The organism is Kosakonia sp. 1610 (assembly GCF_050435845.1).
GTDB lineage: Bacteria > Pseudomonadota > Gammaproteobacteria > Enterobacterales > Enterobacteriaceae > Kosakonia > Kosakonia cowanii.
The window spans coordinates 271,398-294,167 of the sequence record NZ_JBNDKZ010000003.1; the positions used below are offsets into that span (position 1 = coordinate 271,398).

The 22,770-nt window shown below is 54.7% G+C and carries 21 protein-coding genes and 3 tRNA genes; 6 read left to right on the forward strand and 18 right to left on the reverse strand.

Features of this window, described 5'->3' with window-relative positions:
• Nucleotides 1-46: 46 nt before the first annotated feature.
• On the reverse strand, nucleotides 47-568 hold the full coding sequence (locus ABIC80_RS11970; protein WP_429177313.1) for a VOC family protein: 522 nt from the start codon (nucleotides 566-568) through the stop codon (nucleotides 47-49).
• A gap of 335 nt (nucleotides 569-903) precedes the next feature.
• Between ABIC80_RS11970 and ABIC80_RS11975 the strand changes: the two genes are divergently transcribed.
• A complete protein-coding gene (locus tag ABIC80_RS11975; RefSeq protein ID WP_429177314.1) occupies nucleotides 904-2,274 on the forward strand; it encodes an NAD-dependent succinate-semialdehyde dehydrogenase in 1,371 nt (456 codons plus the stop codon).
• A 312-nt stretch (nucleotides 2,275-2,586) separates the two neighbouring features.
• Here the strand turns inward: ABIC80_RS11975 and yjiA are convergent, their stop codons facing one another.
• From yjiA to ABIC80_RS11990, 3 genes are all read right to left on the reverse strand, one after another.
• Nucleotides 2,587-3,543 carry a GTPase gene (gene yjiA / locus ABIC80_RS11980; protein ID WP_429177316.1) on the reverse strand — a complete coding sequence of 319 codons (957 nt, stop codon included), beginning with the start codon at nucleotides 3,541-3,543 and terminating at the stop codon, nucleotides 2,587-2,589.
• A gap of 10 nt (nucleotides 3,544-3,553) precedes the next feature.
• Nucleotides 3,554-3,757, reverse strand: coding sequence for a YbdD/YjiX family protein (locus ABIC80_RS11985; protein WP_042714577.1), 204 nt, complete (start codon nucleotides 3,755-3,757; stop codon nucleotides 3,554-3,556).
• Nucleotides 3,758-3,819: 62 nt separating this feature from the next.
• On the reverse strand, nucleotides 3,820-5,973 hold the full coding sequence (locus tag ABIC80_RS11990; RefSeq protein WP_094419297.1) for a carbon starvation CstA family protein: 2,154 nt from the start codon (nucleotides 5,971-5,973) through the stop codon (nucleotides 3,820-3,822).
• A gap of 339 nt (nucleotides 5,974-6,312) precedes the next feature.
• Here ABIC80_RS11990 and tsr point away from each other — a divergent pair, with 339 nt between their 5' ends.
• Nucleotides 6,313-7,977 (forward strand): methyl-accepting chemotaxis protein, encoded by a 1,665-nt coding sequence (tsr, locus tag ABIC80_RS11995; protein WP_305206905.1) that lies wholly within the window; start codon nucleotides 6,313-6,315, stop codon nucleotides 7,975-7,977.
• A gap of 34 nt (nucleotides 7,978-8,011) precedes the next feature.
• On the opposite strand, the gene opgB is transcribed toward tsr, so the two are convergent.
• The 7 genes from opgB to ABIC80_RS12030 all read right to left on the reverse strand — a co-directional run bounded on the left by opgB (nucleotide 8,012) and on the right by ABIC80_RS12030 (nucleotide 14,222).
• Nucleotides 8,012-10,300, reverse strand: a complete 2,289-nt coding sequence (gene opgB, locus ABIC80_RS12000) for a phosphatidylglycerol--membrane-oligosaccharide glycerophosphotransferase (RefSeq protein ID WP_429177318.1) — start codon at nucleotides 10,298-10,300, stop codon at nucleotides 8,012-8,014.
• A 219-nt stretch (nucleotides 10,301-10,519) separates the two neighbouring features.
• Entirely contained in the window at nucleotides 10,520-11,257 is a 738-nt protein-coding gene (dnaC, locus tag ABIC80_RS12005) for a DNA replication protein DnaC (protein ID WP_023480325.1), read from the reverse strand.
• Nucleotides 11,258-11,259: 2 nt separating this feature from the next.
• Nucleotides 11,260-11,799, reverse strand: a complete 540-nt coding sequence (gene dnaT / locus ABIC80_RS12010; RefSeq protein WP_094419300.1) for a primosomal protein DnaT — start codon at nucleotides 11,797-11,799, stop codon at nucleotides 11,260-11,262.
• Nucleotides 11,800-11,964: 165 nt separating this feature from the next.
• Nucleotides 11,965-12,393, reverse strand: coding sequence for an organic hydroperoxide resistance protein (locus ABIC80_RS12015; RefSeq protein ID WP_042715761.1), 429 nt, complete (start codon nucleotides 12,391-12,393; stop codon nucleotides 11,965-11,967).
• Nucleotides 12,394-12,473: 80 nt separating this feature from the next.
• Nucleotides 12,474-12,929 (reverse strand): MarR family winged helix-turn-helix transcriptional regulator, encoded by a 456-nt coding sequence (locus tag ABIC80_RS12020; protein WP_042715760.1) that lies wholly within the window; start codon nucleotides 12,927-12,929, stop codon nucleotides 12,474-12,476.
• A gap of 52 nt (nucleotides 12,930-12,981) precedes the next feature.
• The gene (locus tag ABIC80_RS12025; RefSeq protein ID WP_042715758.1) at nucleotides 12,982-13,455 is read right to left on the reverse strand and encodes a threonine/serine exporter; all 474 of its coding nucleotides are present in this window, start codon (nucleotides 13,453-13,455) and stop codon (nucleotides 12,982-12,984) included.
• Nucleotides 13,446-14,222: a threonine/serine ThrE exporter family protein gene (locus ABIC80_RS12030; protein WP_312604620.1), complete on the reverse strand. Its 777-nt coding sequence runs from the start codon at nucleotides 14,220-14,222 to the stop codon at nucleotides 13,446-13,448. The genes ABIC80_RS12025 and ABIC80_RS12030 overlap by 10 nt, the downstream gene beginning before the upstream one ends.
• 528 nt (nucleotides 14,223-14,750) lie before the next feature.
• On the opposite strand from ABIC80_RS12030, the gene ABIC80_RS12035 reads away from it, so the two are divergent.
• Together ABIC80_RS12035 and bglJ are read left to right on the forward strand one after the other, a co-directional pair.
• The gene (locus ABIC80_RS12035) at nucleotides 14,751-15,482 is read left to right on the forward strand and encodes a LuxR C-terminal-related transcriptional regulator (RefSeq protein WP_429177320.1); all 732 of its coding nucleotides are present in this window, start codon (nucleotides 14,751-14,753) and stop codon (nucleotides 15,480-15,482) included.
• 20 nt (nucleotides 15,483-15,502) lie between these two features.
• Nucleotides 15,503-16,123 carry a DNA-binding transcriptional activator BglJ gene (gene bglJ, locus ABIC80_RS12040; RefSeq protein WP_076770267.1) on the forward strand — a complete coding sequence of 207 codons (621 nt, stop codon included), beginning with the start codon at nucleotides 15,503-15,505 and terminating at the stop codon, nucleotides 16,121-16,123.
• A gap of 50 nt (nucleotides 16,124-16,173) precedes the next feature.
• Here bglJ and ABIC80_RS12045 read toward each other — a convergent pair whose 3' ends face one another.
• Nucleotides 16,174-16,632, reverse strand: coding sequence for a YbaK/EbsC family protein (locus tag ABIC80_RS12045; RefSeq protein WP_429177322.1), 459 nt, complete (start codon nucleotides 16,630-16,632; stop codon nucleotides 16,174-16,176).
• 336 nt (nucleotides 16,633-16,968) lie between these two features.
• Between ABIC80_RS12045 and ABIC80_RS12050 the strand changes: the two genes are divergently transcribed.
• Nucleotides 16,969-18,312: a PTS sugar transporter subunit IIC gene (locus ABIC80_RS12050; protein ID WP_023480312.1), complete on the forward strand. Its 1,344-nt coding sequence runs from the start codon at nucleotides 16,969-16,971 to the stop codon at nucleotides 18,310-18,312.
• A 49-nt stretch (nucleotides 18,313-18,361) separates the two neighbouring features.
• Here ABIC80_RS12050 and fhuF read toward each other — a convergent pair whose 3' ends face one another.
• Complete coding sequence (gene fhuF / locus ABIC80_RS12055; RefSeq protein WP_429177324.1) at nucleotides 18,362-19,150, reverse strand: siderophore-iron reductase FhuF; 789 nt, start codon at nucleotides 19,148-19,150, stop codon at nucleotides 18,362-18,364.
• 102 nt (nucleotides 19,151-19,252) lie between these two features.
• Nucleotides 19,253-20,317, reverse strand: a complete 1,065-nt coding sequence (locus tag ABIC80_RS12060; RefSeq protein ID WP_429177326.1) for a GGDEF domain-containing protein — start codon at nucleotides 20,315-20,317, stop codon at nucleotides 19,253-19,255.
• A gap of 246 nt (nucleotides 20,318-20,563) precedes the next feature.
• Between ABIC80_RS12060 and ABIC80_RS12065 the strand changes: the two genes are divergently transcribed.
• Entirely contained in the window at nucleotides 20,564-20,803 is a 240-nt protein-coding gene (locus ABIC80_RS12065; protein ID WP_128483687.1) for a DUF1435 domain-containing protein, read from the forward strand.
• Between the two features lie 36 nt (nucleotides 20,804-20,839).
• Here the strand turns inward: ABIC80_RS12065 and ABIC80_RS12070 are convergent.
• From ABIC80_RS12070 to rsmC, 4 genes are all read right to left on the reverse strand, one after another.
• Nucleotides 20,840-20,926 (reverse strand) — tRNA-Leu (locus tag ABIC80_RS12070).
• 31 nt (nucleotides 20,927-20,957) lie between these two features.
• Nucleotides 20,958-21,044 (reverse strand) — tRNA-Leu (locus ABIC80_RS12075).
• 28 nt (nucleotides 21,045-21,072) lie between these two features.
• Nucleotides 21,073-21,159: transfer RNA gene (locus tag ABIC80_RS12080), tRNA-Leu, on the reverse strand.
• Nucleotides 21,160-21,324: 165 nt separating this feature from the next.
• Nucleotides 21,325-22,356 (reverse strand): 16S rRNA (guanine(1207)-N(2))-methyltransferase RsmC, encoded by a 1,032-nt coding sequence (rsmC, locus tag ABIC80_RS12085; protein ID WP_076768941.1) that lies wholly within the window; start codon nucleotides 22,354-22,356, stop codon nucleotides 21,325-21,327.
• Nucleotides 22,357-22,770 lie beyond the last annotated feature (414 nt).

Below are 22,770 nucleotides of genomic sequence, written 5' to 3' on the forward strand. Positions count from 1 at the left end.
GCGTTGTGCAGAAGCCGCTACATTGGGTGGAGCTTCGGACTAATCGTCACGGTTTCCAGCGGCGCAGCGGCGTGTCGCGCTCGTAGGGCATCGGCGTTGGGTAAGCGATAAATTCGACGATGCTGCCCCACGGCGTGCGGCCATAGCAAAAACAGTTGCCCTCGCCCTTCTCGGTCGGGAAACCGAGCGGCTGCGGCGTGGTAAACACTTCGCCACCCGCATCGGCAAACTGTTTCAGCGCGGCGTCGATATCGTCGACATAGACCGCAAAGTGTTGCAGGCCAAAGTCGTTCGCCCGCAGCGGTTCACGTTGCGATGGCCCCTGCATTTCAAACAACTCAATGCCCGGCCCGTATTGCAGCTTGAGCATGCTCACCGCTTTGATCACTGTGCCCGGCACCAGCCGCAGCGTCTTTTGCTGCGCTTCGCTATCAATATCCTCATCTTCCGGTGCCACGGACTGGTAAATCAGCTCTGCACCTAATGCCTCGGTAAGAAAACGGGTGGCGGCTTTTATATCCGGCACGGTAATACCAATATGATCAATTCCGCGAACGCTCTGCTGCATATTTCCTCCTGTTATTTGTGTGGTATTAAGCATAGCGGATGCAGACGGGGTGGAAATAAAGCGACGTTAATTAAGCTTTAATTTAACAAAAAGTGGCAGGCAGGAGCGCTTATTTACTTATCCAGAGATAGTTCAGGGTTAAATAAGTTTTTGTTACTTGCCAAATAATGTAAGTAATTGATTTTTGATTTCTTATGTGATTTTTATATTTCCTGGGGGCAAAAATATCACGCTAAATGAAACATAAGAACACTCCGGATATACTCAACTTTACTTCACGCCTCCTGACGCTTTACTACCCTTATTATCCTAAGCGGTAAATTAAGGAGACCCATATGGCTTACCAGACAGTGAATCCTTTCAACAATCAGCTGATTAAAGCGTATCCGAACCACAGCGATGCCGATATTGAGGCGACGCTGCGCCAGGCTGACGCCCTTTACCACTCCGAGTGGGCAAAAGGGAGCATCGACCAGCGGCTGCCGGTACTGCATAAACTGGCTGACCTGCTGGAGAGCCATCAGGAGGAGTTGGCGAAAATCGCCACCCAGGAGATGGGGAAACTGATTGCCCAGAGCCGCAGCGAGGTGCAGATCTGTGCGCAGATCGCCCGTTACTATGCGAACAACGCGAAAAAATTCCTCGCCCCGGTGAAATATGACACCGAGCTGGGCGATGCCTGGGTTGAACACCATCCGATCGGCATCATCATGGCGGTCGAGCCGTGGAATTTCCCTTACTATCAGCTCATTCGTGTGCTGGCACCGAACCTGGCCGCCGGTAACCCGGTAATTTGTAAGCACGCCAGCATCGTGCCGCACTGCGCTGAAGCCTTCGCCCACCTGGTGCGTGAAGCGGGTGCGCCGGAAGGGGCATGGACTAACCTGTTTATCTCTTCCGATCAGGTTTCGGCGATTATCGCTGATCCGCGCGTGCAGGGCGCAGCCCTGACCGGTTCGGAAAAAGCGGGTAGTGCAGTGGCGTCGCAGGCGGCGAAGCACATCAAAAAATCGACCCTCGAACTGGGCGGTAATGATGTCTTTATCGTGCTCGACGATGCCGATCTAGAGAAGGCGGTGAAAACCGGGGTGCAGGCGCGTCTGGCCAATGCCGGGCAGGTCTGTACGGCGGCAAAACGCTTTATCGTGCACCAGAAGGTGGCCGATCAGTTCCTGCGCCAGTTCACCGACGCTTTCCAGCAGGTGAAGATGGGCGACCCGCTTGATGAGAGCACCACGCTTGGGCCGCTATCATCGAAAGATGCGCTGGAAACCCTTAGCAAGCAGGTGAGTGAAGCGGTGCAGAAGGGGGCGAAACTCCACTTCGGCGGTAAACCGGCGAACAGCGAAGGGAACTTCTTTGAGCCGACGATCCTGACTCACATTACCCGTGACAACCCGGCGTACTTCGAAGAGTTCTTCGGCCCGGTGGCGCAGATTTATGTGGTGCAGGACGATGAGGAGGCGGTGCGCCTGGCGAACGACTCCCATTATGGCCTGGGCGGGGCGATCTTCAGCCGGGATATTGAGCGCGCGAAAGGGCTGGCCTCACGGATTGAAACCGGGATGGTTTACATCAACTGGCTGACCGATACCGCGGCAGAACTGCCGTTCGGCGGGGTGAAACGTTCGGGCTTTGGGCGCGAGCTGTCGGATCTGGGGATCAAAGAGTTTGTGAACCAGAAGCTGGTAGTGGTGCGTCAGTAGCCGTAGCTGGCATCGTTTGCCGGATGGCGCTTGCGCTTATCCGGCCTACGCACGACCCCATATCCACTGTGGGTCGCCATTCGGTTTTGCCGGATGGCGCTTGCGCTTATCCGGCCTACGGGCGACCCCATATCCATTGTGGGTCGTCATTCGGTTTTGCCGGATGGCGCTTGCGCTTATCCGGCCTACGGGCGACCCCATTTCCACTGTGAGCCGTCATTCGGTTTTGCCGGATGGCGGCTTTGCCTTATCCGGCCTACATACGTGCTGCTGTGTTTTTGTAGGCCTGATAAGCGTAGCGCCATCAGGCAGTTACTTTCTCAGCCCGGCAAACGCCGCTCTGATCTCCTCCTCCGGCAGCTGCACGCCGATAAACACCAGCGTACTGTGCGGTGTTTCGTCGCCCCACGGGCGATCCCAGTCGGCGCTGTAGAGGCGCTGCACGCCCTGGAACAACAGGCGGTTAGGCTCGCCGTCAATCCACAGCATCCCTTTGTAGCGCAGCAGCTTTTCCGCAAAGCTCAGCAGCAGGTTCTCCATCACCCGCGACACCTCGCTGATATCCACAGGGTAATCCAGTTCCACCACAATTGAGCTGATATCGTTCTGCTTATCGGCCATAAAGTGGAAGCGCGGTTTGGCGGCGACCACGTTCTCTTCGAGCATAAAACCGCTGGTATTAAACAGCAGCGCCAGATCGATATCGCCGTGGGTCACGGTGTAGATGGGCGCGCGGGCGTTGATGCGGGCCAGCCGTTCGCGCAGCGGCGCGTTATCCGGCGCGACATCGGTTTTAGTCAGCAGAATACGATCCGCATAACCGACCTGCGATTGCGCCAGCGTAAACTGGTTCATCTGCTCATCGGCATGCACCGCATCGACCAGCGCAATCACGCCGTCGAGCAGGTAGCGTTGGCAGAGGATCTCATGGGAGAAGAAGGTCTGAATGATCGGGCCGGGATCGGCCATGCCGGTGCACTCGATCACCAACCGATCAAAATGGAGTTCGCCGCGATCGAGCCCGTCGAGCAGATCCAACAACGCATCTTCCAGCTCATTCGAGCGGCTACAGCAGATGCAGCCATTGGTCAGGGTTTTGATCTGCGTGGCGCGATCGCCAATCAGCTGATCGTCAACGGAGACCTCGCCGAACTCATTTTCGATAACCGCAATCTGATAGCCGTGTTGTGCATTAAGGATATGGCGCAAGAGGGTGGTTTTGCCGGCACCGAGAAAGCCGGTCAGCAGGGTAACTGCAACAGGTGTCATGGATTCTCCTTTAACAACAGCGGACGCCGCCTTTGCCATCGCCGCCGTAACGCGCCTGTTGACGCTCGCGGAAAAACGCTTCGTAGGTCATATAGGGCGTATCGGGATGGTTGGTTTTCATATGATCAACATAGTTGTCATAGTCCGGAATACCAATCAGCATTTTTGCCGCCTGCCCGAGGTACTTTTTAGCCTGGCCTAAGTTACCAAACATTCGCGCATCCAGATATTGGTAATGCCGGAGAGGGGCGAGCCCGCTCCGGCACAGGGTTGAGATTAATGGTGCGAAGAGGTTTTGACGCCGCCTTCCGGCACCGGCACATACGGCGTCTCTTTATCGGTACGCGTGGTGTTATTGCGTACCTGGAGCCACGTTTTAATGCCGTAGAAGATGATGCTGTAAACCACCACGAGGAACAGAATGCTTAACCCGGCGTTGGTGTAGTTGTTCACCACGATATGGTTCATGTTAGCAATCTGCTCTGCGCTCAGTTCGCTGCCGCCCGCGGCAATCTTCGCCTTGTACTGGTTAGCCATGTAGAGGAAGCCTTCCAGTTGCGGGTTGCTGCTAAAGAGTTTCAGGCCGAGCGCCCAGGTGGTGCAGATCAGCAGCCAGGTAGCCGGAACGACCGTTACCCAGATGTATTTGGTGCGCTGCATCTTCACCAGGATCACGGTGCCGAGCAGCAGGGCAACGGCGGCCAGCATCTGGTTAGAGATACCGAACAGCGGCCACAGGCTCTTCACGCCGCCCAACGGATCGACCACGCCCTGATAGAGCAGGTAACCCCACAAGCCAACGCAACCGGCAGTACCCACTACACCGGCCACCAGCGAGTCGGTTTTCTTCAGGAACGGCACGAAGTTACCCAGCAGATCCTGCAGCATAAAGCGGCCTGCGCGGGTGCCCGCATCCAGCGCGGTCAGAATAAACAGCGCTTCAAACAGAATGCCGAAGTGATACCAGAAACCCATATCCGCCATCGGAATGATTTTGTGGAACACATGGGCGATACCGACGGCCAGCGTCGGCGCGCCGCCCGCGCGGTTCAGCACGGAAGGTTCACCGATATCTTTCGCGGTTTGCAGGATCTGCTCCGGCGAAATCACAAAGCCCCAGGAGCTGACCGTCGCCGCGGCGTGCGCGGTGACATCCTGCAACTGCGCCATGATCATCGGTGCATGTTCAGTACCCAGCTCATGCAGATTTGGCATGGTGATGCCAAGACCCGCAGGCGGCGTGTTCATGGCGAAATAGAGACCCGGCTCGATAATGGAGGCTGCCACCAGCGCCATCACCGCCACAAAGGACTCCATCAGCATCGCGCCATAACCGATAAAGCGCGCGTCGGTCTCATTGGCCAGCAGCTTCGGTGTGGTACCGGAGGCGATCAGCGCATGGAAACCGGAGACCGCGCCGCAGGCGATGGTAATAAACAAGAACGGGAAGAGCGCCCCTTTCCAAAGCGGGCCGGTGCCGTCGATGTACTGCGTCACCGCAGGCATCTTCAGTTCCGGGTTGAGGATCACAATCCCCAGCGCCAGGCCGACAATCACGCCGATTTTCAGGAAGGTTGCCAGGTAGTCGCGCGGGGCGAGGATCAGCCACACCGGCAGCAGGGCAGAGATAAAGGCATAGCCAATCAGCGCAAAGGTGATGGTGGTGTCTTTAAAGGTCAGCGCCGGGCCCCAGTAAGGGTCCTGGGAAATCACGCCGCCCATCCAGATTGACGCCACCAGCAGCACAATACCGATTACCGACACTTCGCCAACGCGGCCCGGGCGGAGGAAGCGCATATAGATGCCCATAAACAGCGCAATCGGCACCGTTGAGCAGACGGTAAAGACGCCCCACGGGCTCTCTGCCAGCGCTTTCACCACAATCAGCGCCAGCACCGCCAGGATGATAATCATGATCAGGAAGCAGCCGAAGAGGGCAATGGTACCCGGCACGCGGCCCATCTCCTCTTTCACCATCTCGCCGAGCGACGCGCCGTTACGCCGTGAAGAGATAAACAGCACCATAAAGTCCTGCACCGCTCCCGCCAGCACGACGCCTGCCAGCAGCCAGAGGGTGCCGGGCAAGTAGCCCATCTGCGCGGCGAGTACCGGGCCGACCAGCGGGCCAGCGCCGGCGATAGCGGCAAAGTGGTGACCAAACAGCACGTAGCGGTTGGTCGGCACGTAGTTAAGACCGTCGTTATTGATCACCGCAGGCGTGGCGCGGGTTGGATCGAGTTTCATCACCTTCTGGGCGATGTAGAGGCTGTAGTAACGATAGGCAACAAGATAAACAGAGACGGAGGCGACCACGATCCACAGGGCGCTGACATGCTCACCCCTGCGTAACGCGACGACCGACAGACAAAAAGCACCGATTACCCCAAGGATGACCCACGGAACGTGCTTAAAGAGTTTTTTTGTATCCATAGCAGACCTGGTTTTTATCAGAAATAGGGAAGAGACGTGTGTGGTGTTAAACAGGACAAATGCTGCCCGCCATGATGGCAAATCACGCGCGTGAAAGGGGGCGATTTTGCCGAGCGGTTATATAAGCGCGGTGAGCGGTATCGAAGTGGGTCTAAGAGGTTTTACACTACAACTATTCCGAAAAATTATGTGAGCAAGATCACGTAAGATCGCAACAGGTTAGCCCACGTAATAAGCTGATGCCGCTATTAATATCCCTACAAAATAGTGCATTTAGCCATAAAGTTTTTCCCCGCCAGGCCGAAAATCTACTTACTATCTATAAGGAAAGAGAATGATATGTTAACGCGCATCAAAATCGTGACCAGCTTGTTACTGGTACTCGGATTATTTGGCCTTTTACAACTCACCTCCGGCGGATTGTTCTTTAATTCGCTAAAGCAAGACAAAGAAAACTTCACCGTCCTTCAAACCATTCGTCAGCAACAATCCACGCTTAACGGCAGTTGGGTTGCGCTGCTGCAAACCCGTAATACCCTGAACCGCGCGGGTATCCGCTACATGATGGATCAGACCAATATCGGCAGCGGCGCGACCGTTCCGGAACTGATGCAGATTGCCAGCACCTCGTTGAAACAGGCGGAAGTGAACTGGAATGCCTACCAGGCATTGCCGCGCGATCCGCGTCAGAGCGAAGAGGCGGCGGCGGAGATCAAGCGTAATTACGATATCTACCACAACGCGCTGTCAGAACTGATCCAGTTGCTTGGCGCAGGCAAGATCAACGAGTTCTTCGATCAGCCGACGCAGAGCTACCAGGATGGCTTCGAGAAGCAGTACACCTCCTACTTGCAGCAGAACGATCGTCTGTATGACGCCGCCGTGGCTGACAGTGAAAGCTCCTACGGTTCTGCCATCTGGATCATTATCAGCGTGCTGCTGGTGGTGCTGCTGGTGATCATCGCCGTGTGGGTCGGCATCAAACGTGCGCTGATCGCACCGCTGAACCACCTGATCGACAACATTCGTCATATCGCCGGTGGCGATCTGGGCCAGCGCATTGAAGTGCAGGGCTCCAACGAAATGGGCGTGCTGGCTGACAGCCTGCGTCATATGCAGGGTGAACTGGTCCGTACTGTTAGCGACGTGCGTAATGGCGCTAACGCGATTTACAGCGGTGCCAGCGAAATCTCCGTTGGTAACAACGATCTCTCTTCACGTACTGAACAGCAGGCTGCTTCTCTGGAAGAGACCGCTGCCAGCATGGAAGAGCTGACTGCGACGGTGAAACAGAACGCCGAAAACGCCCGTCAGGCGAGCAACCTCGCGCTGAGCGCGTCGGAAACGGCGCAGAAAGGCGGCAAAGTGGTGGATAACGTGGTGCAGACCATGCGTGATATCACCGCCAGTTCGCAGAAAATCGCTGACATTATTAGCGTGATTGATGGGATTGCTTTCCAGACCAACATCCTGGCGCTCAACGCCGCGGTGGAAGCGGCGCGTGCTGGTGAACAGGGGCGTGGTTTTGCCGTGGTTGCCGGTGAAGTGCGTAACCTTGCCCAGCGCAGTGCCCAGGCGGCGCGTGAGATTAAGAGCCTGATTGAAGACTCTGTTGGTCGCGTTGAAGTGGGTTCCACGCTGGTTGAGAGCGCCGGTGAAACGATGGATGAGATCGTTAACGCCGTTACACGCGTGACCGATATCATGGGCGAAATCGCCTCTGCCTCTGATGAGCAGAGCCGCGGTATCGACCAGGTTGGCCTTGCCGTTGCCGAGATGGATCGCGTCACACAGCAGAACGCTTCGCTGGTGGAAGAGTCTGCCGCGGCGGCCGCCGCGCTGGAAGAGCAGGCCAGCCGTCTGACTGAAGCGGTTGCCGTGTTCCGCCTGATGAACGAGCAGCGTGCTGCTGCGAAAACAGCCGGTGGTAACAAAGCCGCGCCGGCGGTGCTGCCGCGTAAAGTGGTAGCAACCACCTCTGGCGAAAACTGGGAAACCTTCTGATTTCCCGCTGCGCCCTGCTCTGCAGGGCGCGCTTTTACCCTTCGCGTTTCACCACTTTTATCTCTACCAGACCAATCCCCAGCTGACGCGGCGCATGACCGAGGATATTCCCTTCATTGGTCGACTGCGGATCCGGCGGCACAATGACCAGCTTGTTACTGCCCGCGCTATTGGTGAAATGGAGCGTGGTGGTGCTCACCTCATGACTTAGCGTCAGCATCTGCTCTTCGTTACCGACACGCACCGGAATCGGGCGATTGGCGTTATCACCAAACGCTTTCGCGGTGATCACCAGATCGAACTGTGCCGGTAGCGGCTGCTGATACTCAATGGCCACCTCTTTGCCAAGCTGGGCATTTGACCAGCGTCCCCAGCTTTCCGGACGTGAGATGCCGTTAAACTGTTTCACCTCTTCCGGCGCGCCCGCGACATTAAAGATAAAGCTGTCGGCTTTATAACGAATGTCATCATCAAGGATCTTCAGCGTATCGATGCTCTTCTGGTAGCGGGCAGTATCGATAACTGTCTGTTTAAACGCCGTTTTACCGTGCCACTGCGGTTTATCCACGCGCTGTACCTGCTGTTCGCCGCCCAGTTGACCCTGCGAGACGCACCAGTCAGTTGAGAGAGCGAGTTCGGGTGCCCAGAGCCGCGCCATTTTGTAGCAGCGATCGACCCAGACAAAGTTGTCGCGCGGCGCGAAATCAGCCAGCTGGAAACGCAGCGGCGCGGAGTATTCACTCTCCGGCAACGGCTCGATTTTCTCCGACACGCGCACCAGCAGCGGCAGGCGGAACTGGCTACCGGAGAAGGTGATGGTCTGTTTTTCCCCATCGACGGTGAAATCCTTCATCTCTTTGGGGAAGTTCCACAGGCGGATGATATCTGGCTTCCACGCCAGCACCTTCTGCTTCATGTTGAGGAAGACGCCGGAGAGCGACTGCCCGGAGAGGCTGCTGCGACCGAGTCCGAGGAAGTTGTCGCCACCGAGAATATCGAGCACGGTCGCGCCATTATCCAGCGTGCTGCGCTTAATGCCGGAGAGATCCTGCTGCGGCTGGTCGCCACGCAGGACGAAGAAGAGATTGCTGCGATCCTGTTTGTTCAGGTATTTCCAGGCGCTGTTGTTCATCGCCAGATGATCGGACGAGACCACAATCACCGTATCTTTAAACCACGGCGACGCTTTTATCCGGTTAATCAGTCTGGCGATATTCTGCTGGCTGCAGGTCACCGCGCTGAATGACTGGTTCACCTTATCGTCATAACGGTAGCTTTTGCGCTCGCAGCCGCGGGAGATAAAGCCGTCCGGGTGGTGGGTGTCCACCGTCAGCGCAAACAGGGAGAAGCGCTTACCGGCGCGGGAGAGGGATTCATACTGCTGCCAGACGGTATCCAGCACCGTATCGTCGTAAAAGCCCCAGTCATTGCGGTAACTGGGATCCGCGACCTGGTTTTTCAGCTCCTCGGCGCCAATCAGATGGTCAAAACCGTGGGATTTGAGGAACACATCTTTACCGGCAAACCGCAGGTTCGCCCCCTGTACAAAGTGGTTTTCATACCCGGAGTTTTTCAGAATATCGCCGAGGCAGAGGTTTTGCGGGAAGAAGCTGGAGACCGACGCGGAGGCATTGCCCTCGAACGGCGCGAAGAGCGGAATACCGCACTGCGAGGAGACCATGCCGGCGATGGTGTAATCGGTGCCGGGCAGCTGTTCGGTATGGCTAAAATCGAGGCTTTCGGCTTTCAGCGCGCCAAGCTCCGGCGTCAGTCCGGGAAATGCATCCTCATTAAAGTAGGTACGCTCGAGGCTTTCGCCGTAGATATAGACCAGGTTCAGCTGCGGGTTGGGGATCTGCTTTGCAGGCACTTTGTACCAGGCAGCAAAATCGGGATCGCTTTCGCGGGTTTGCGATTTTACTAACTCCGTTATCTGGCGAAACGCCGGGCTGGCATCCACCGAGCCTAAGGCCAGCGCCAGCGCCAGCAGGCTGTAACCAAAATGGTGGGGCATATGGCGGCGACGGCGCAGCACCCAGCCGAGGGCACAAAAAACGGCAACCAGTGCCAGCACTAAGCCTGCGCCGGGCAGCAGATATTTGCCGATACCCGCGCCGGTCAGGCTGTTAGTCAGGGTGTAGATCACCGCATCGTTAATGCCGTCACCGGTAAAGTAGTTGCTGGCATAAAGGGTAATGTTTAATAGAACAAACAGGCCTAATACGAGAAGCGTGGCGCTAAACCACCACTTATTGCGGCCCGCTTTCGTAGCATAAATCGCCACCGAGGCGATAAACAGGACAAGGGAGAGCAATCCGGACAACCGTTATTCCTCAAAAGCGCCAGAGATATTACTGGTCATGAATATTTGTAACAGGGGATATAATTTAATGACGATGTCACCTGCCTGCAATTGTAGTGTCATCTTATCGGTGGTTTATTCAGAATTGGTTTAGAAAGCGGGAAAGGTGATCGCTATCGCACAGCGTGAAAGGGGTAAAAACGCCGCATTGGGGATAACGCGGCGTTGAAGGCGCTGATTTTAGTACTCTTTACCGGTGACGCGGCTGCGGTAGCTGTCCCAGTTGAAGATGACCCACAAACTGTTGCCGAGACGCATGCGATCCATCACGCGTTCGCCGAGCAGCTTATTCATTTCGTCCATATTGCTGTTGGTCAGCATGCCGGTCGGGCGCTTGGAAGAGGAGCGGCGATCGACAATCTGGTTGATGATCACTTTTTCGTAGCGCGACTCGGTCTGCATACCGATTTCGTCGATCACCAGCAGATCGACGCTGCTTAGATCGTTCAGCAACTGCTCCTCGCTGCTTTCGCGGTTGCCGAAGGTCTCTTTCATCGCCGACATGATGTCCGCCACGGTGATAATCAGCACCGACTTACCGCGCAGCAGCAGTTCGTTGCAGATGGCGGCGGCGAGATGGTTTTTGCCGGTGCCCGGTTTGCCGGAGAAGATAAAGCTGGCGATGTTGCCATCAAACTCTTCGACATACTGCCGCGCCTGGCTGAGGGCGCGCATCTGGCCTTCCGTTTCGACGCGATAATTGTCAAAAGAGCAGTTTTGATGCAGAGGGCGGATGCCGGAACGGTTAAAGGTGCGCTGCATCTTCATGGCGCGGTTTTCACGCTCCAGCGCCGCTGAGCGCAGTTCGCCCTGCTGCTTTTGCCAGGCCATCAACTCTTCGCTGTTTTTGAACGCCGGTTCGACGTGAGCCGGGATCATCTTTTGCAGCCGCTTCATCAATTCGCCAACGTTTTTCATCGCTAACCTCGAAAGCCAGGTGGAATGTGGTTGTCCGGTTCAGAGAGCGTGTTGATATCGCGCTTCGCCGCGCCGCTCTGGCTGCTGCGCCCGATTTGCAGGCTGCGCGCCAGCTTCTGCTGCCACTGCACGTGGTGGAAGACTTTGCCTTCCGCCTGCCAGTACGCGACAAAGGACGCCAGCTCTTCCGGCGTGGCTGGCTGGGAGAGGGCGATGCCCCACAGTGCCGCCAGGCGCTGAAAATCTGCGTCTGGCTGCCAGCCCGGATACATAGCGAACTTGCCCATTGGCACGCTCACCGGCGCGGCGGCAGGCTCTTCATAGAATTGCGCATCAAGCGACACGTCGCTTGGCGGGCGCGAAAGCTGCGCTTCCAGCGCCAGTAGCTGCTCAAGGCGCTCGGCGGTGAGCGCGTAAAACGCGGGGCTGTTATTTGCAAATACGGCGACGGTACCGCCTTCCGCGCGCGCCAGTATCGCGGCGTTATCACGCATAAATTCATCAATGCCGATAACATTCGACGTCAGGATTCTGGAAGACATAACACGTTCTCAAACAGGGTAACGACAGAAAGAGTGGCGGGCGCAGTAGAGGCCGCCGACAGAAAGGCACATAGTAACACAGCGCGCGGAAAGGGGAGCACAGCACGAAAAAAGCCGGGTTGCCCCGGCTTTGTCATTTCCCAAACGTGCTGGCTAAAAAACGCGCTACGCGATAATGTTCAGCGTAACGTCGATGTTGCCACGGGTGGCATTGGAGTAAGGGCAGACGATGTGCGCGGCGTCGACCAGTTTTTTCGCTTCGTCTGCGTCCATCCCCGGCAGGTGAATGTTCAGTTTGGCTTCAATACCAAAACCGGTCGGCAACGGGCCGATACCCACTTCACCTTCGATAAAAGCCTCTTTCGGCATGCTGATTTTGTCGCGGCCCGCCACGAACTTCATCGCGCCGAGGAAGCAGGCAGAGTAGCCTGCGGCAAACAGCTGCTCCGGGTTGGTGACTTCACCGCCCGCGCCGCCCATCTCTTTTGGCACACCCAGTTTGACGTCGAGGACGCCGTCAGAAGAGGTTGCGCGGCCGTCACGGCCTCCGGTTGCTTTGGCTTTGGCAGTGTAAACCACTTTTTCTAAAGACATGACAGATTCCTTATCATCTTGATTGTTTGCTATAAAATAGCGTGCGATTTATATATCAGCATAAATCCCCGAAAGGGAATTTATGCCTGGTGAAACTGTTGGCGAAACTGCTCCAGCTGCTTTTTGACGTCATTCAGCGTTGCATCATCGCAGGCCACCGCGCAGCGTATCGCTTCCGGGATGGCTTTTGCCTGCTGCTGTAACTCACGACCACTTTCGCTCAGGGTGATAACCACCTGGCGTTCATCATGGCGCGAACGCTGGCGATCGATCAGCCCGGCGCTTTGCAGACGTTTTAACAGCGGCGTCAGCGTGGCGGAGTCGAGGAACAGACGCTCGCCAATCTCCGACACGGTAATATCATCTTTCTCCCACAGCACCAGCATGACCAGATACTGCGGATAGGTCAGGTTCATCGGCGTTAACAACTGCCGATAAAGCTTATGCAGCGCCAGGTTTGTTGAGTAGAGTGCAAAACAAAACTGGTTATCTAGCGCGAGCTGCTCATTCGCGGTGGATGTTGAGCTTTTCTTCATGTTTTTAAATATAGGTAGTGTGCGATTTAATTGCAAGATATTTTTAGGCGACTCAAACACGCGGCCGTCGGCGGTAGATCCATAACCCCGGCAGCGATAATCCAATCGACAGCGCACCGACGATCGAGCAGGCCTTCAGGAAGTTGGTCAACAGCAGGATCATTAATGCTTCACTGTAGCCAACGTGACTAATTTTTACCGCCGAGATCATTGCCGTGTAGGCTGAAATGCCCGGAAACATGGGAATAACCGCTGCCACAGTAAAGACCTTGGGGTGCGCCAGATACCAGCGCGACCAGCGGATGCCGATGCAGCCTACCAGCATTGAGGCGACAAACGTCGACCACTCAATATTAAAACCCCAGTGCATCATGGCAAAACGCGAGCCGTGGCCGATGGCGCCAAGCAGTCCGCACCAGCGCAGCGCGCGGTGAGGGACGTTAAACACCATCGCAAAGCCCACCGCCGGAATCGCGGCCAGCAGCATATCTTGTGCCAGTGCGTAGAAGAACGAGATTATATCCATCCGCGCAGCCCCCAGAGTGTCATCGCCATCACCACGCCGATACAGGTCGCGAGCGTTAACAGGCTGGCAATCGCCCAGCGCGCCAGCCCGGTATTAATATGTCCTTTAAACATGTCGGCCACAGCGTTAATAAGTGGAAAACCCGGCACCAGCAGCAGCACGCTGGCGGCCATCGCCACCGTTGAGGAGTGCAGAAAAACGGGCAGGGTGAGCAGCAGCCCGGAAACGGTGGTGGCGACAAAAGCGGTAATACAGAAGTTGATTTGCGGATGCATATGTCTTCCTGCCAGCAGCAGACGGACATACATCGCGATGCTGCTGGCGCAGAAGGTGATAAACGCACCGTCCCAGCCGCCGCGATTGAGCTTGCAGAAGCAGGCGCAGGAGAGACCGACCATCAGCGTCACCAGCCAGCGCGGATAGCGCAACGGTTTTAGCTGGGTGAAGCGCTTCTCTACATCCTGAAGATCCAGCAGCTTATGCTCAGCGAGAATGACGATATGTTGCACTTCCGTCACCATATGCATGTTGATACCGCGATCGCTGCTTTTACGTGTTGAGGTCAGACAGTGGCCATCTTTAATGGTGGTTAACACGATGGCATTTGAGGAGATGAGGCTCTCGACTGTGTCCATGCCAAGCGCTTTCCCCAGGCGCGTCGACAGCTCCTCCACCAGCGCACTCTCTGCGCCGTGCTGTAACAAAAAAAGGCCGCACTGAATACACAAGCGCGTAATGGTTCGCTGCGTTGAGTGGTCTGTTTGCATGCTTGCCCTGGTTATCTGGTCACGCCGCTCGCAAAGGGGGAACGGAACACCTCTTTTTAGCACAGGTGCGGGGGAGGCTGGCGCTAACGCAGATCAAGAAGTGTGCAATAAATTCGGATAATGATTTCGCTATGATTATTTACCATATCAATATTTCTAGGAATATTATTATAAAGGCCGTGTAAATTACGGCGACATATTACGGATAATCCTGGTAAGCGTTAATATTCCTGGTTTACATCTGCGATTAAATATTTATTAAGGTTATTGATCTTTTATTAACTATATACAATTTGATTATATTCTTTTAATTATTTTATTTTTAATAAGGCACTAAGTATTTGAAGAGTCGTTGTGCTATGTTGTCACGCACGTTGGCAATATTATGATTTTAAATATTTATATTAAATTGCTAATCATAAATTCCAACAATTCTTATAACGGCTGGTTCGGAACATTATTGTTAATTTACGCATTATTGGTACCGATTGAGTAAATACTCATTACGAGGATTGATAGAGAGCGCAAATGGAAGCGGAGGTTTTTATGCTATCACCAGGCGGCAATCACGGGATTATTATTAGCCAGGCTCCCGTACTTAGGGCCGGTATTGGCAGCATATTTGAGCATCATTTTCCTGAGTATCCGGTAACGCATTACGCCACGATAGAGGAGGTCACGCTGCCGCAGTTAGCGGATAGCAGCTTGGTTATCATTGATTTCTCCGGTGGGTTGCGGTCTGCGCAGCAGCGCTGTGAACACTACTACACCTTGATCTCGCAATGCGATAAAACGCGCTGGCTCTTCTTTATTTCCCCGGAATTTTATCCTGATGCGGTGGACTTTTTAATCCAGCCGCAAACCATGCTACTCGCCGATATTGAGCCTATCGACAGTGTGGTTAATGCGCTACGCGGCGGAGAAGAAAACGCTCCTAAAGTGAGCCCAACGCTACTTTCTGCGGTACGGCAGCACTGTGCAGAGACGCCAGCGCCGCGAAAATTACTCACCTTTTCGGAAAGGAAAGTGTTACGCCTTCTTGGAAAGGGGTGGGGAATAAATCAAATCGCCATGTTGCTCAAAAAAAGCAACAAAACCGTCAGCGCGCAGAAAAATAGCGCAATGCGACGATTATCACTGCGCAGTAATGCAGATTTGTACACGTGGATTAGTAGCCATCAGGGTATGAAAGAGCTGAATTTAGGATCAGCATATGGAGACCATAATGAATGGAAAACATTAGCCAAGCGGGACATGTAGCCATCATTGAAAAATGCATGATGAGTCGGGAAGGGTTGCAGAGTTTATTCAGCGAGCCCGTTTTTGCAAACTACTCTTTTCATTTTTTTAAGGATCATATTGCCTTTCGGCAGGCATTAAAAAAGTCTGCCTATTTCTCGGTCATCTATTCGCTTTTTGGTCAGCGTAAAGAGCGGCGCGAATGCCTGATGTGTCTGCATCTGCTCTCGCTCTCCTGCCCGGACGTTCAGCGCATCGTGCTGGCGGGAGATGACAGAGAAGCGCGGCTGGTGGGGCACCTCTCCCCGTCGCGGCTGCACGGCATCTTAAGTAAATCATCAGAGTTGCCGATGCTGCTTGAGCAACTCACCACGCTGCTTGGCGAAACCCGGCGGGTTAACGAGAACATGATCAATCATGGTTACGTCAGCCAGTTTCGTATGCTAAGCCCAACCGAAAGGGAGATTTTGCACTATATGACGCGGGGCTTTTCCATTGCAGAGATCGCCTCGCAGCTGGACCGCAATGTGAAAACCATCCGCGCGCACAAATTTAATGCCATGACAAAATTGGGCGTGACATCCGATGTCGGTTTACTTGATGCCGCGGATATTTTGACCTGGATTCCGCCCAGCACCCGGGCGGCATCAGAGCTGATGTAACGCTCGCTTCATTGCGCGTAAGCGCCAGGACCGGGCCTGGCGCAGCAACACTACAGGCAAACGTCAATCCACTTTGCGGAGGTCAGCGCCGCCATGCGTTCCGGTGAGATACGCACCGCGCTATGAATCGCGCCCGCCGCCGGCAACACTTCCGGATACTGTTTGAGCGAGACATCGCAATAGACCGCCAGCGGAGTTTCCAGCCCAAAAGGGCAGACGCCGCCGACCGGATGACCGGTAATCGTGACCACTTCATCACTGCTCAACATCCGCGCTTTTGCGCCGAAGGTGTTTTTCAGTTTTTTATTATCAAGCCGGGCATCACCTTTTGCGACAACCAGAATGACCTCGTTTTGCACCTTTAACGACAGCGTCTTGGCGATCTGGCCCGGCTCGACACGATGGGCCGCCGCCGCCAGCGCAACGGTTGCCGTACTTTGATTGAGTTCAATAATATCGATATCAGGGGCGTTATCGGCAAAGAATTGCCGCACGGACTGCAAACTCATGATGTTCTCCTGCGAAAGACCGCAGCTAATCTGTCACAAGCGAGTTATCTCTGTAAATAATCCATCATGACAAACCGCTTACATTACGTTTCTCGATCCCCTTCACAATCGCGGAAACCGGTTACATGAACCAGTTGCAGTGTTCTCAGGGCAGGTTAATACTCATTTTGTCACTCCCCCTGACCCTAAAATAAAAAGAGCCTCTTATGAAACCTACCCTACTCAGTTGTAATGCTGGTCCGCTCATCAGCATGGTTTCAACCATCCGAAACCGATCGCGGCACGGCTGCACCGCTGCTGTTGCCATAACCTTGCAACTCTGACAGGAGATCGACGATGTCTGCTAACCATGCTGCGTTTAACCTTATCTTTCGGTTTATTGAAAACTATGTCAGCCCGATAGCCGGGCGTATCTCTTCCCAGCGCCACGTTATGGCCATCCGCGACGGCTTTATCTCCGCGATGCCCTTTATGATCGTCGGTTCGTTTTTACTGGTGTTTGCTTATCCCCCTTTTTCGCCGGATACCACGTGGGGTTTTGCCCGCGGCTGGCTGGATTTGGCGAAGCAGTATGAAGGGCGGATCCTTACACCGTTTGATATGACGATGGGGATCATGTCGATCTACATTTGCGCCGCTATCGCCTACAACCTCGGCAAGCACTACGCGAAGTCATATCAGCTTGATCCCTTTATGTGCGCGATGCTCTCGCTGATGGCGTTTTTACTGGTTGCCGCACCGAAAACCAGCGGTACGCTGCCGGTGGACAGCCTGGGCGGCACGGGGATTTTCACCGCCATCCTTGTGGCAATCTACTGCGTGGAGATGATGCGTTTTCTGAAGGCGCACAACATTGGCATCCGCTTGCCGGACCAGGTGCCGCCGATGATCAAGAACTCCTTCGATCTGCTGATCCCGGTGCTGGTGGTGGTACTGACCCTCTATCCGCTCAGCCTGCTGATTCAGTCCCAGTTCAATATGCTCATCCCGCAGGCGATCATGGCGCTGTTTAAACCGCTGGTGTCGGCGGCAGACTCGCTGCCTGCGATCCTGCTGGCGGTGATCATTGGTCATCTGCTCTGGTTTGCCGGTATCCACGGCGCAGCCATTGTCTCCGGCATGCTGCAGATGTTCTGGCTGACCAACCTGGGTATCAACCAGAGCGCGCTGGCGCAAAGCGCGCCGCTGCCGCACATCTTTATGGAGGCGTTCTGGACCTTCTTTATTGTCATCGGCGGGTCGGGTGCGACGATGGGGCTGGTGTTCTGCTACCTGCGTAGCCGCTCGGTCCATCTACGATCGATTGGCCGTCTCAGCGTTGTGCCGAGCCTGTTTAACATTAATGAACCGGTGATTTTCGGCACACCGATTGTGATGAACCCGGTGTTCTTTATCCCCTTCCTGCTGGCACCGACGCTCAATGCGATCATTGCCTGGGCGGTGATGAAGATGGATCTGATTGGCCGCGTGATTTCGGTTGTACCGTGGACCGCGCCCGCGCCGATTGGTGCCGCGTGGGCATTAGGCTGGGATTTCCGCGCTGCCGTGCTGGTTCTGCTCCTCGCCGCGATCTCGGCGGTTATCTACTACCCCTTCTTCAAGGTGTATGAGAAGCAACTGCTGGAGCAGGAGGCGGAAGAGGCGCGTCGCGCAGAAGAGGAAAATCGGCAGGTTGCCTGATACAACAAAGGGGCGAATCATCGCCCCTTTGCTATTCCAGCGTACGACGCTATTTCAGCGTGCAATCGCCACACTGCTGAACATCCGGCAGGCGATAGCGTTGGCAGCATGTCCGACGAACCAGCGCGCCGTCGCGCAGCACGACCGTGCGCCATAGCGGGTTGTCGCTGCCGTCGGCAAGCGCTTTTTCGAAAAAGCAGATCTGGCGCAGGGCGGCCAGCCGGGCTTCGCCGATAAGCGGCATCATTTCGCCCAGATACCAGTTAATCAGGTAACCGGTGTTGCTCCAGATAAGTTTGCCATTGATGTCGCCCGTCGCTTCCAGCGCCTTTATTACCGGCTGGATGGTATGGATGACCAGGGCGGCAATACGTTCGGCATCATTCTTCAGCGTCAGGCTGTGATCCTGCTGAACATCGATCCAGAAGCAGGCGGCGCGCCCGCTTTCGTGAAATTCAACGTGGAAGTTGTCGGGGTCTAAATCCAGCGCGCTCTTTTGCGTTAGCAGCGTCAGCAACAGCGGCGGCACCATCAGCCCGAGATACCATTGCGCCCACAGCGAGAGCAGCGGTTTGCTTTCACGCGGCTCTGTGGGGTTGTTACGGTAAATATGATCGGAGTAGGTGGCAATCAGCGAGCTTAGCGCCGTCGGGCGCGACCACTCCGCCAGCGTCATTGCCTGATGAGGCGCATCTTCATTAAGGCGCAGGAAATCGAGCAGATGGGCCCGCGTGCTGGCAATGGCGTCCCGCATGGCAGTCGCCAGCGAGTCGCGCTCATCATGAAGCGGGTTTTGCCAGATAACATGTTGCGTAATCGATGCGGTACGGTATGCCATAGCCCCAGCTGGAGAAGGAATCTAAATGATAATGATTGCCAATCCTATCCAGAGGCCAAACCGATAGCAAGTTGTTTATCGTAAAGTTAGCGCCAGCGCACGTCAGGCGAGCTGTAAGTCTCCGCTGACCAGAATACTGTTACGGCCTAAATGCTTGGCTTCATACAGCGCTTTATCCGCCTGCGTCAGCGCGGCATCAATATCGTTATTCTGCAACGGCGCAATGCCGATACTGACGGTGACATTGGTGGCGACGCTTTCATTAAACATATGGGGGATCTTCAGATCGTAAACCCGCTGGCGGATATGCTCTGCGGCCATCCGCGCCTGATCCTGATCGATGTTATTCAACAAAATCATAAACTCTTCGCCACCGAAGCGCGCCACAATGTCCCGCGAGCGCACTGCGTCGCGCAGCTCAGCAGAGACGCGGATAAGCGCCTGGTCGCCCATCATGTGTCCATAATGGTCGTTATAGGCTTTGAAGTGATCGATATCCAACAGCAGAACAAAACGGCTGCTGTCGTCGACGGCAAGCAGGTTATCGAGTTTATGCTGCAATCCGCGGCGGTTATAGAGACCGGTGAGCGGGTCAAGCATGCTCAGGTCGTTAAGCGTCTTGCGCTCCTGCATCAACCGCTGCATCAGGGCGCGGGCAAAACTATCGTTACGCTTCTGAATCGCATGCTGAATGGCAATCCCGATAACGGGCAGAGAGAAGCTATAGATGAGTCGCATGCAGCTCTCAGACTCATTCAGCCATAAGCTGGTTACAAAAAGCGGCAGAGAGTGGAGCAGGAAGGCGATGATATTATTGGAGAAGGCGATAGTGCCGATAAACAGAACGCTAAGCAGCGCGATTAACAGATAGGCCGAAGCATCATCCCCTATCAGTTTCGCTTTAAGAACAACATGCCACGCCCAGAGACAGCCAAACAGGAGTGAGATCAGTGTGATGTTGATTTTGCTTCTGGGGTAAAATTTGTGCCACGCGGGTAACACCGCGCTGAGCGTGAAGATCGCGCAAACCGGCACGGTCACGGCGTGCAGATTATAGAGCGGCACCAGCATAGAAAAGAGTGCTGAAATGGCGTTAAGCAGTAAAAAGAGACGTAGGGACAATCGATATCTCTTATTACAAAGAGATTGCCATGTTTGTGATGTCATACCTATAAGTCGTATTTATCCGCAGTTTTTCAGTGCGTTATGAGTCGTAAAAAAGCGTTGCGCAATGAAATGGTCATCGCGAAATATTAGTAATAAGAATTTTTATTTAAGCGGTGCTTAATTTATCACCTTACTCAATGGCTGTCATTAGAAGATGCAGAATCTTCCGGCACGACGACCTCGCTGACAGATGAGAAATTTTATCATATGATATTGGTTATCATTCGTGATTGAAGAGATGAAACCATGCTGCAGCGCGCGTTGGGAAGTCGTTGGGGGATCGTTTTTCCGGGCATGATTGTGGCCGCATTAGTGCTGGCAGACCTGTCGGTCAACAGCTGGCGCGCGGTGATTTTACTGGGTTTGTTATTGACGCCAGTGATGCTTTACCACAAGCGATTACGCCATTACGTTCTGTTGCCATCAAGCATTGCTCTGATTGGCGGTGTCATTTTGATGCTGCTGAATTTGAAAATGATGGTGTAAAAACAGAGGGGCATTAAGAGGGGTGAGCAAGATATCTGGTGCGAGGGGGGGGACTTGAACCCCCACGTCCGTAAGGACACTAACACCTGAAGCTAGCGCGTCTACCAATTCCGCCACCTTCGCACAGTCATCTTACTTGTAGATATCGCCTCGTTGGTGCGAGGGGGGGGACTTGAACCCCCACGTCCGTAAGAACACTAACACCTGAAGCTAGCGCGTCTACCAATTCCGCCACCTTCGCACAGTGCGAGCGATATCTGCGTGGTTTATGGTGCGAGGGGGGGGACTTGAACCCCCACGTCCGTAAGGACACTAACACCTGAAGCTAGCGCGTCTACCAATTCCGCCACCTTCGCATACCATCGATACCAGAAGTATCGTTACCACGGAGGCGCATTCTAGATGTTTTCAACTTTTCGTCAACAGTTAATTGCGCGCAGAGTCGTCGATTGCTGCAAAAATGGGCGTCGGCTAACAGGTGGGGAAATTCACCCGGCGAGCAGGCCCGCCGGGAAGATGACTTATTTTTTCAGCGCCTGGCGCGTCATCACGGTGCGGTAGACCTTGAAGCGTCCGGTCTGCGCGATAACTTCATGGAAGCCGAAGGTCTGATCGAGCACGTCCGGATAGGGCAGGAAGGCGTTCGCCACAATGCGCAACTCGCCGCCGCTGTTGAGATGACGAACCGCGCCGCGAATCAGCGTTTGCGCCGCTTCGAGGCTGGTTTGCAACCCGTCATGGAACGGCGGATTGGAGATGATCATATCGAAGCGACCAGTCACCTCAGAGAAGACATTACTGGCGAAAACCTCGCCTTCAAGGCCGTTCGCCGCAAGCGTTGCGCGGCTGGCTTCGATCGCCGGGGCCGAAACATCACACAGGGTCAAACGCACTTTCGGCGAATGGCTTGCCAGCGCCGCTGCCAGCACGCCCGTGCCGCAGCCAACATCCAGCACTTTGCCTTTGGTATGCGGCGTCAGCGTGGAGAGCAGCAACTGGCTGCCAACATCCAGCCCATCGCGGCTAAAGACGCCCGGCATGGTTTTAATCGTCAGAGAGTCCAGCGCGTACTCGCCCCAGAAGCCGTCAGGATCAAAGGCAGGGTTTTTATCGAGGCGGCCGTGATAAAGCCCACAGCGACGCGCGCTGTCGATTTTATTCAGCGTGCAATACTCTGCCAGCATCTGCTCGGCGCTGCGCACGCCGCTGCGGTTTTCGCCAACCACAAAAATATCCGTTCCCACCGGCAGCAGCGAGAGCAAATTCATCAGCTGGAACAGCGCTTCCGGCTTATTTTTCGGCCAGTAGTAGATAAGCGTATCGCTCTCGCCAATCATCGCGCTATCCGCCACCAGGCTAAAACTGGCGCGCTCGCCCATCTGCTGGCTCAGGGTTTGCCACTGGTGGAACTGTTGGGTCCAGGCACGGCTCCCGGCACTCTCAAGACGCGCGGGCAGGTCATCCTGCAGATCACCGGCAAAAAGAATATGGTTAGATTCGAAATCATCACTGTGGCGCAGCAAGACTTCACTTGCCGGGGTAAAAGCAGACATTACGTGTTCCTCTTTAAACTGAGCCGGCGATTATACACGTTATCCTTCGCGCTGCCTCTTTGTTGGCTGCGTCTTCATACCCCAGTCACTTACTTTTGTAAGCTCCTGGGGATATTCATCCTTGCCGCCTCGACGCAACACGAATGATTTTGTGTAACACGTTATCCTGCGCGCTGCCTCTTTGTTGGCTGCGTCTTCATACCCCAGTCACTTACTTTTGTAAGCTCCTGGGGATATTCATCCTTGCCGCCTCGACGCAACACGAATGATTTTGTGTAACACGTTATCCTTCGCGCTGCTTCTTTGTTGGCTGCGTCTTCATTATCTTTAAGCAGGCGATTCTGTTCTCTTCCAGTCACTACTTCTGGCTGGATAACCGCGTGTTGATGGCGCATTTTCGACGAGTTTGTTATA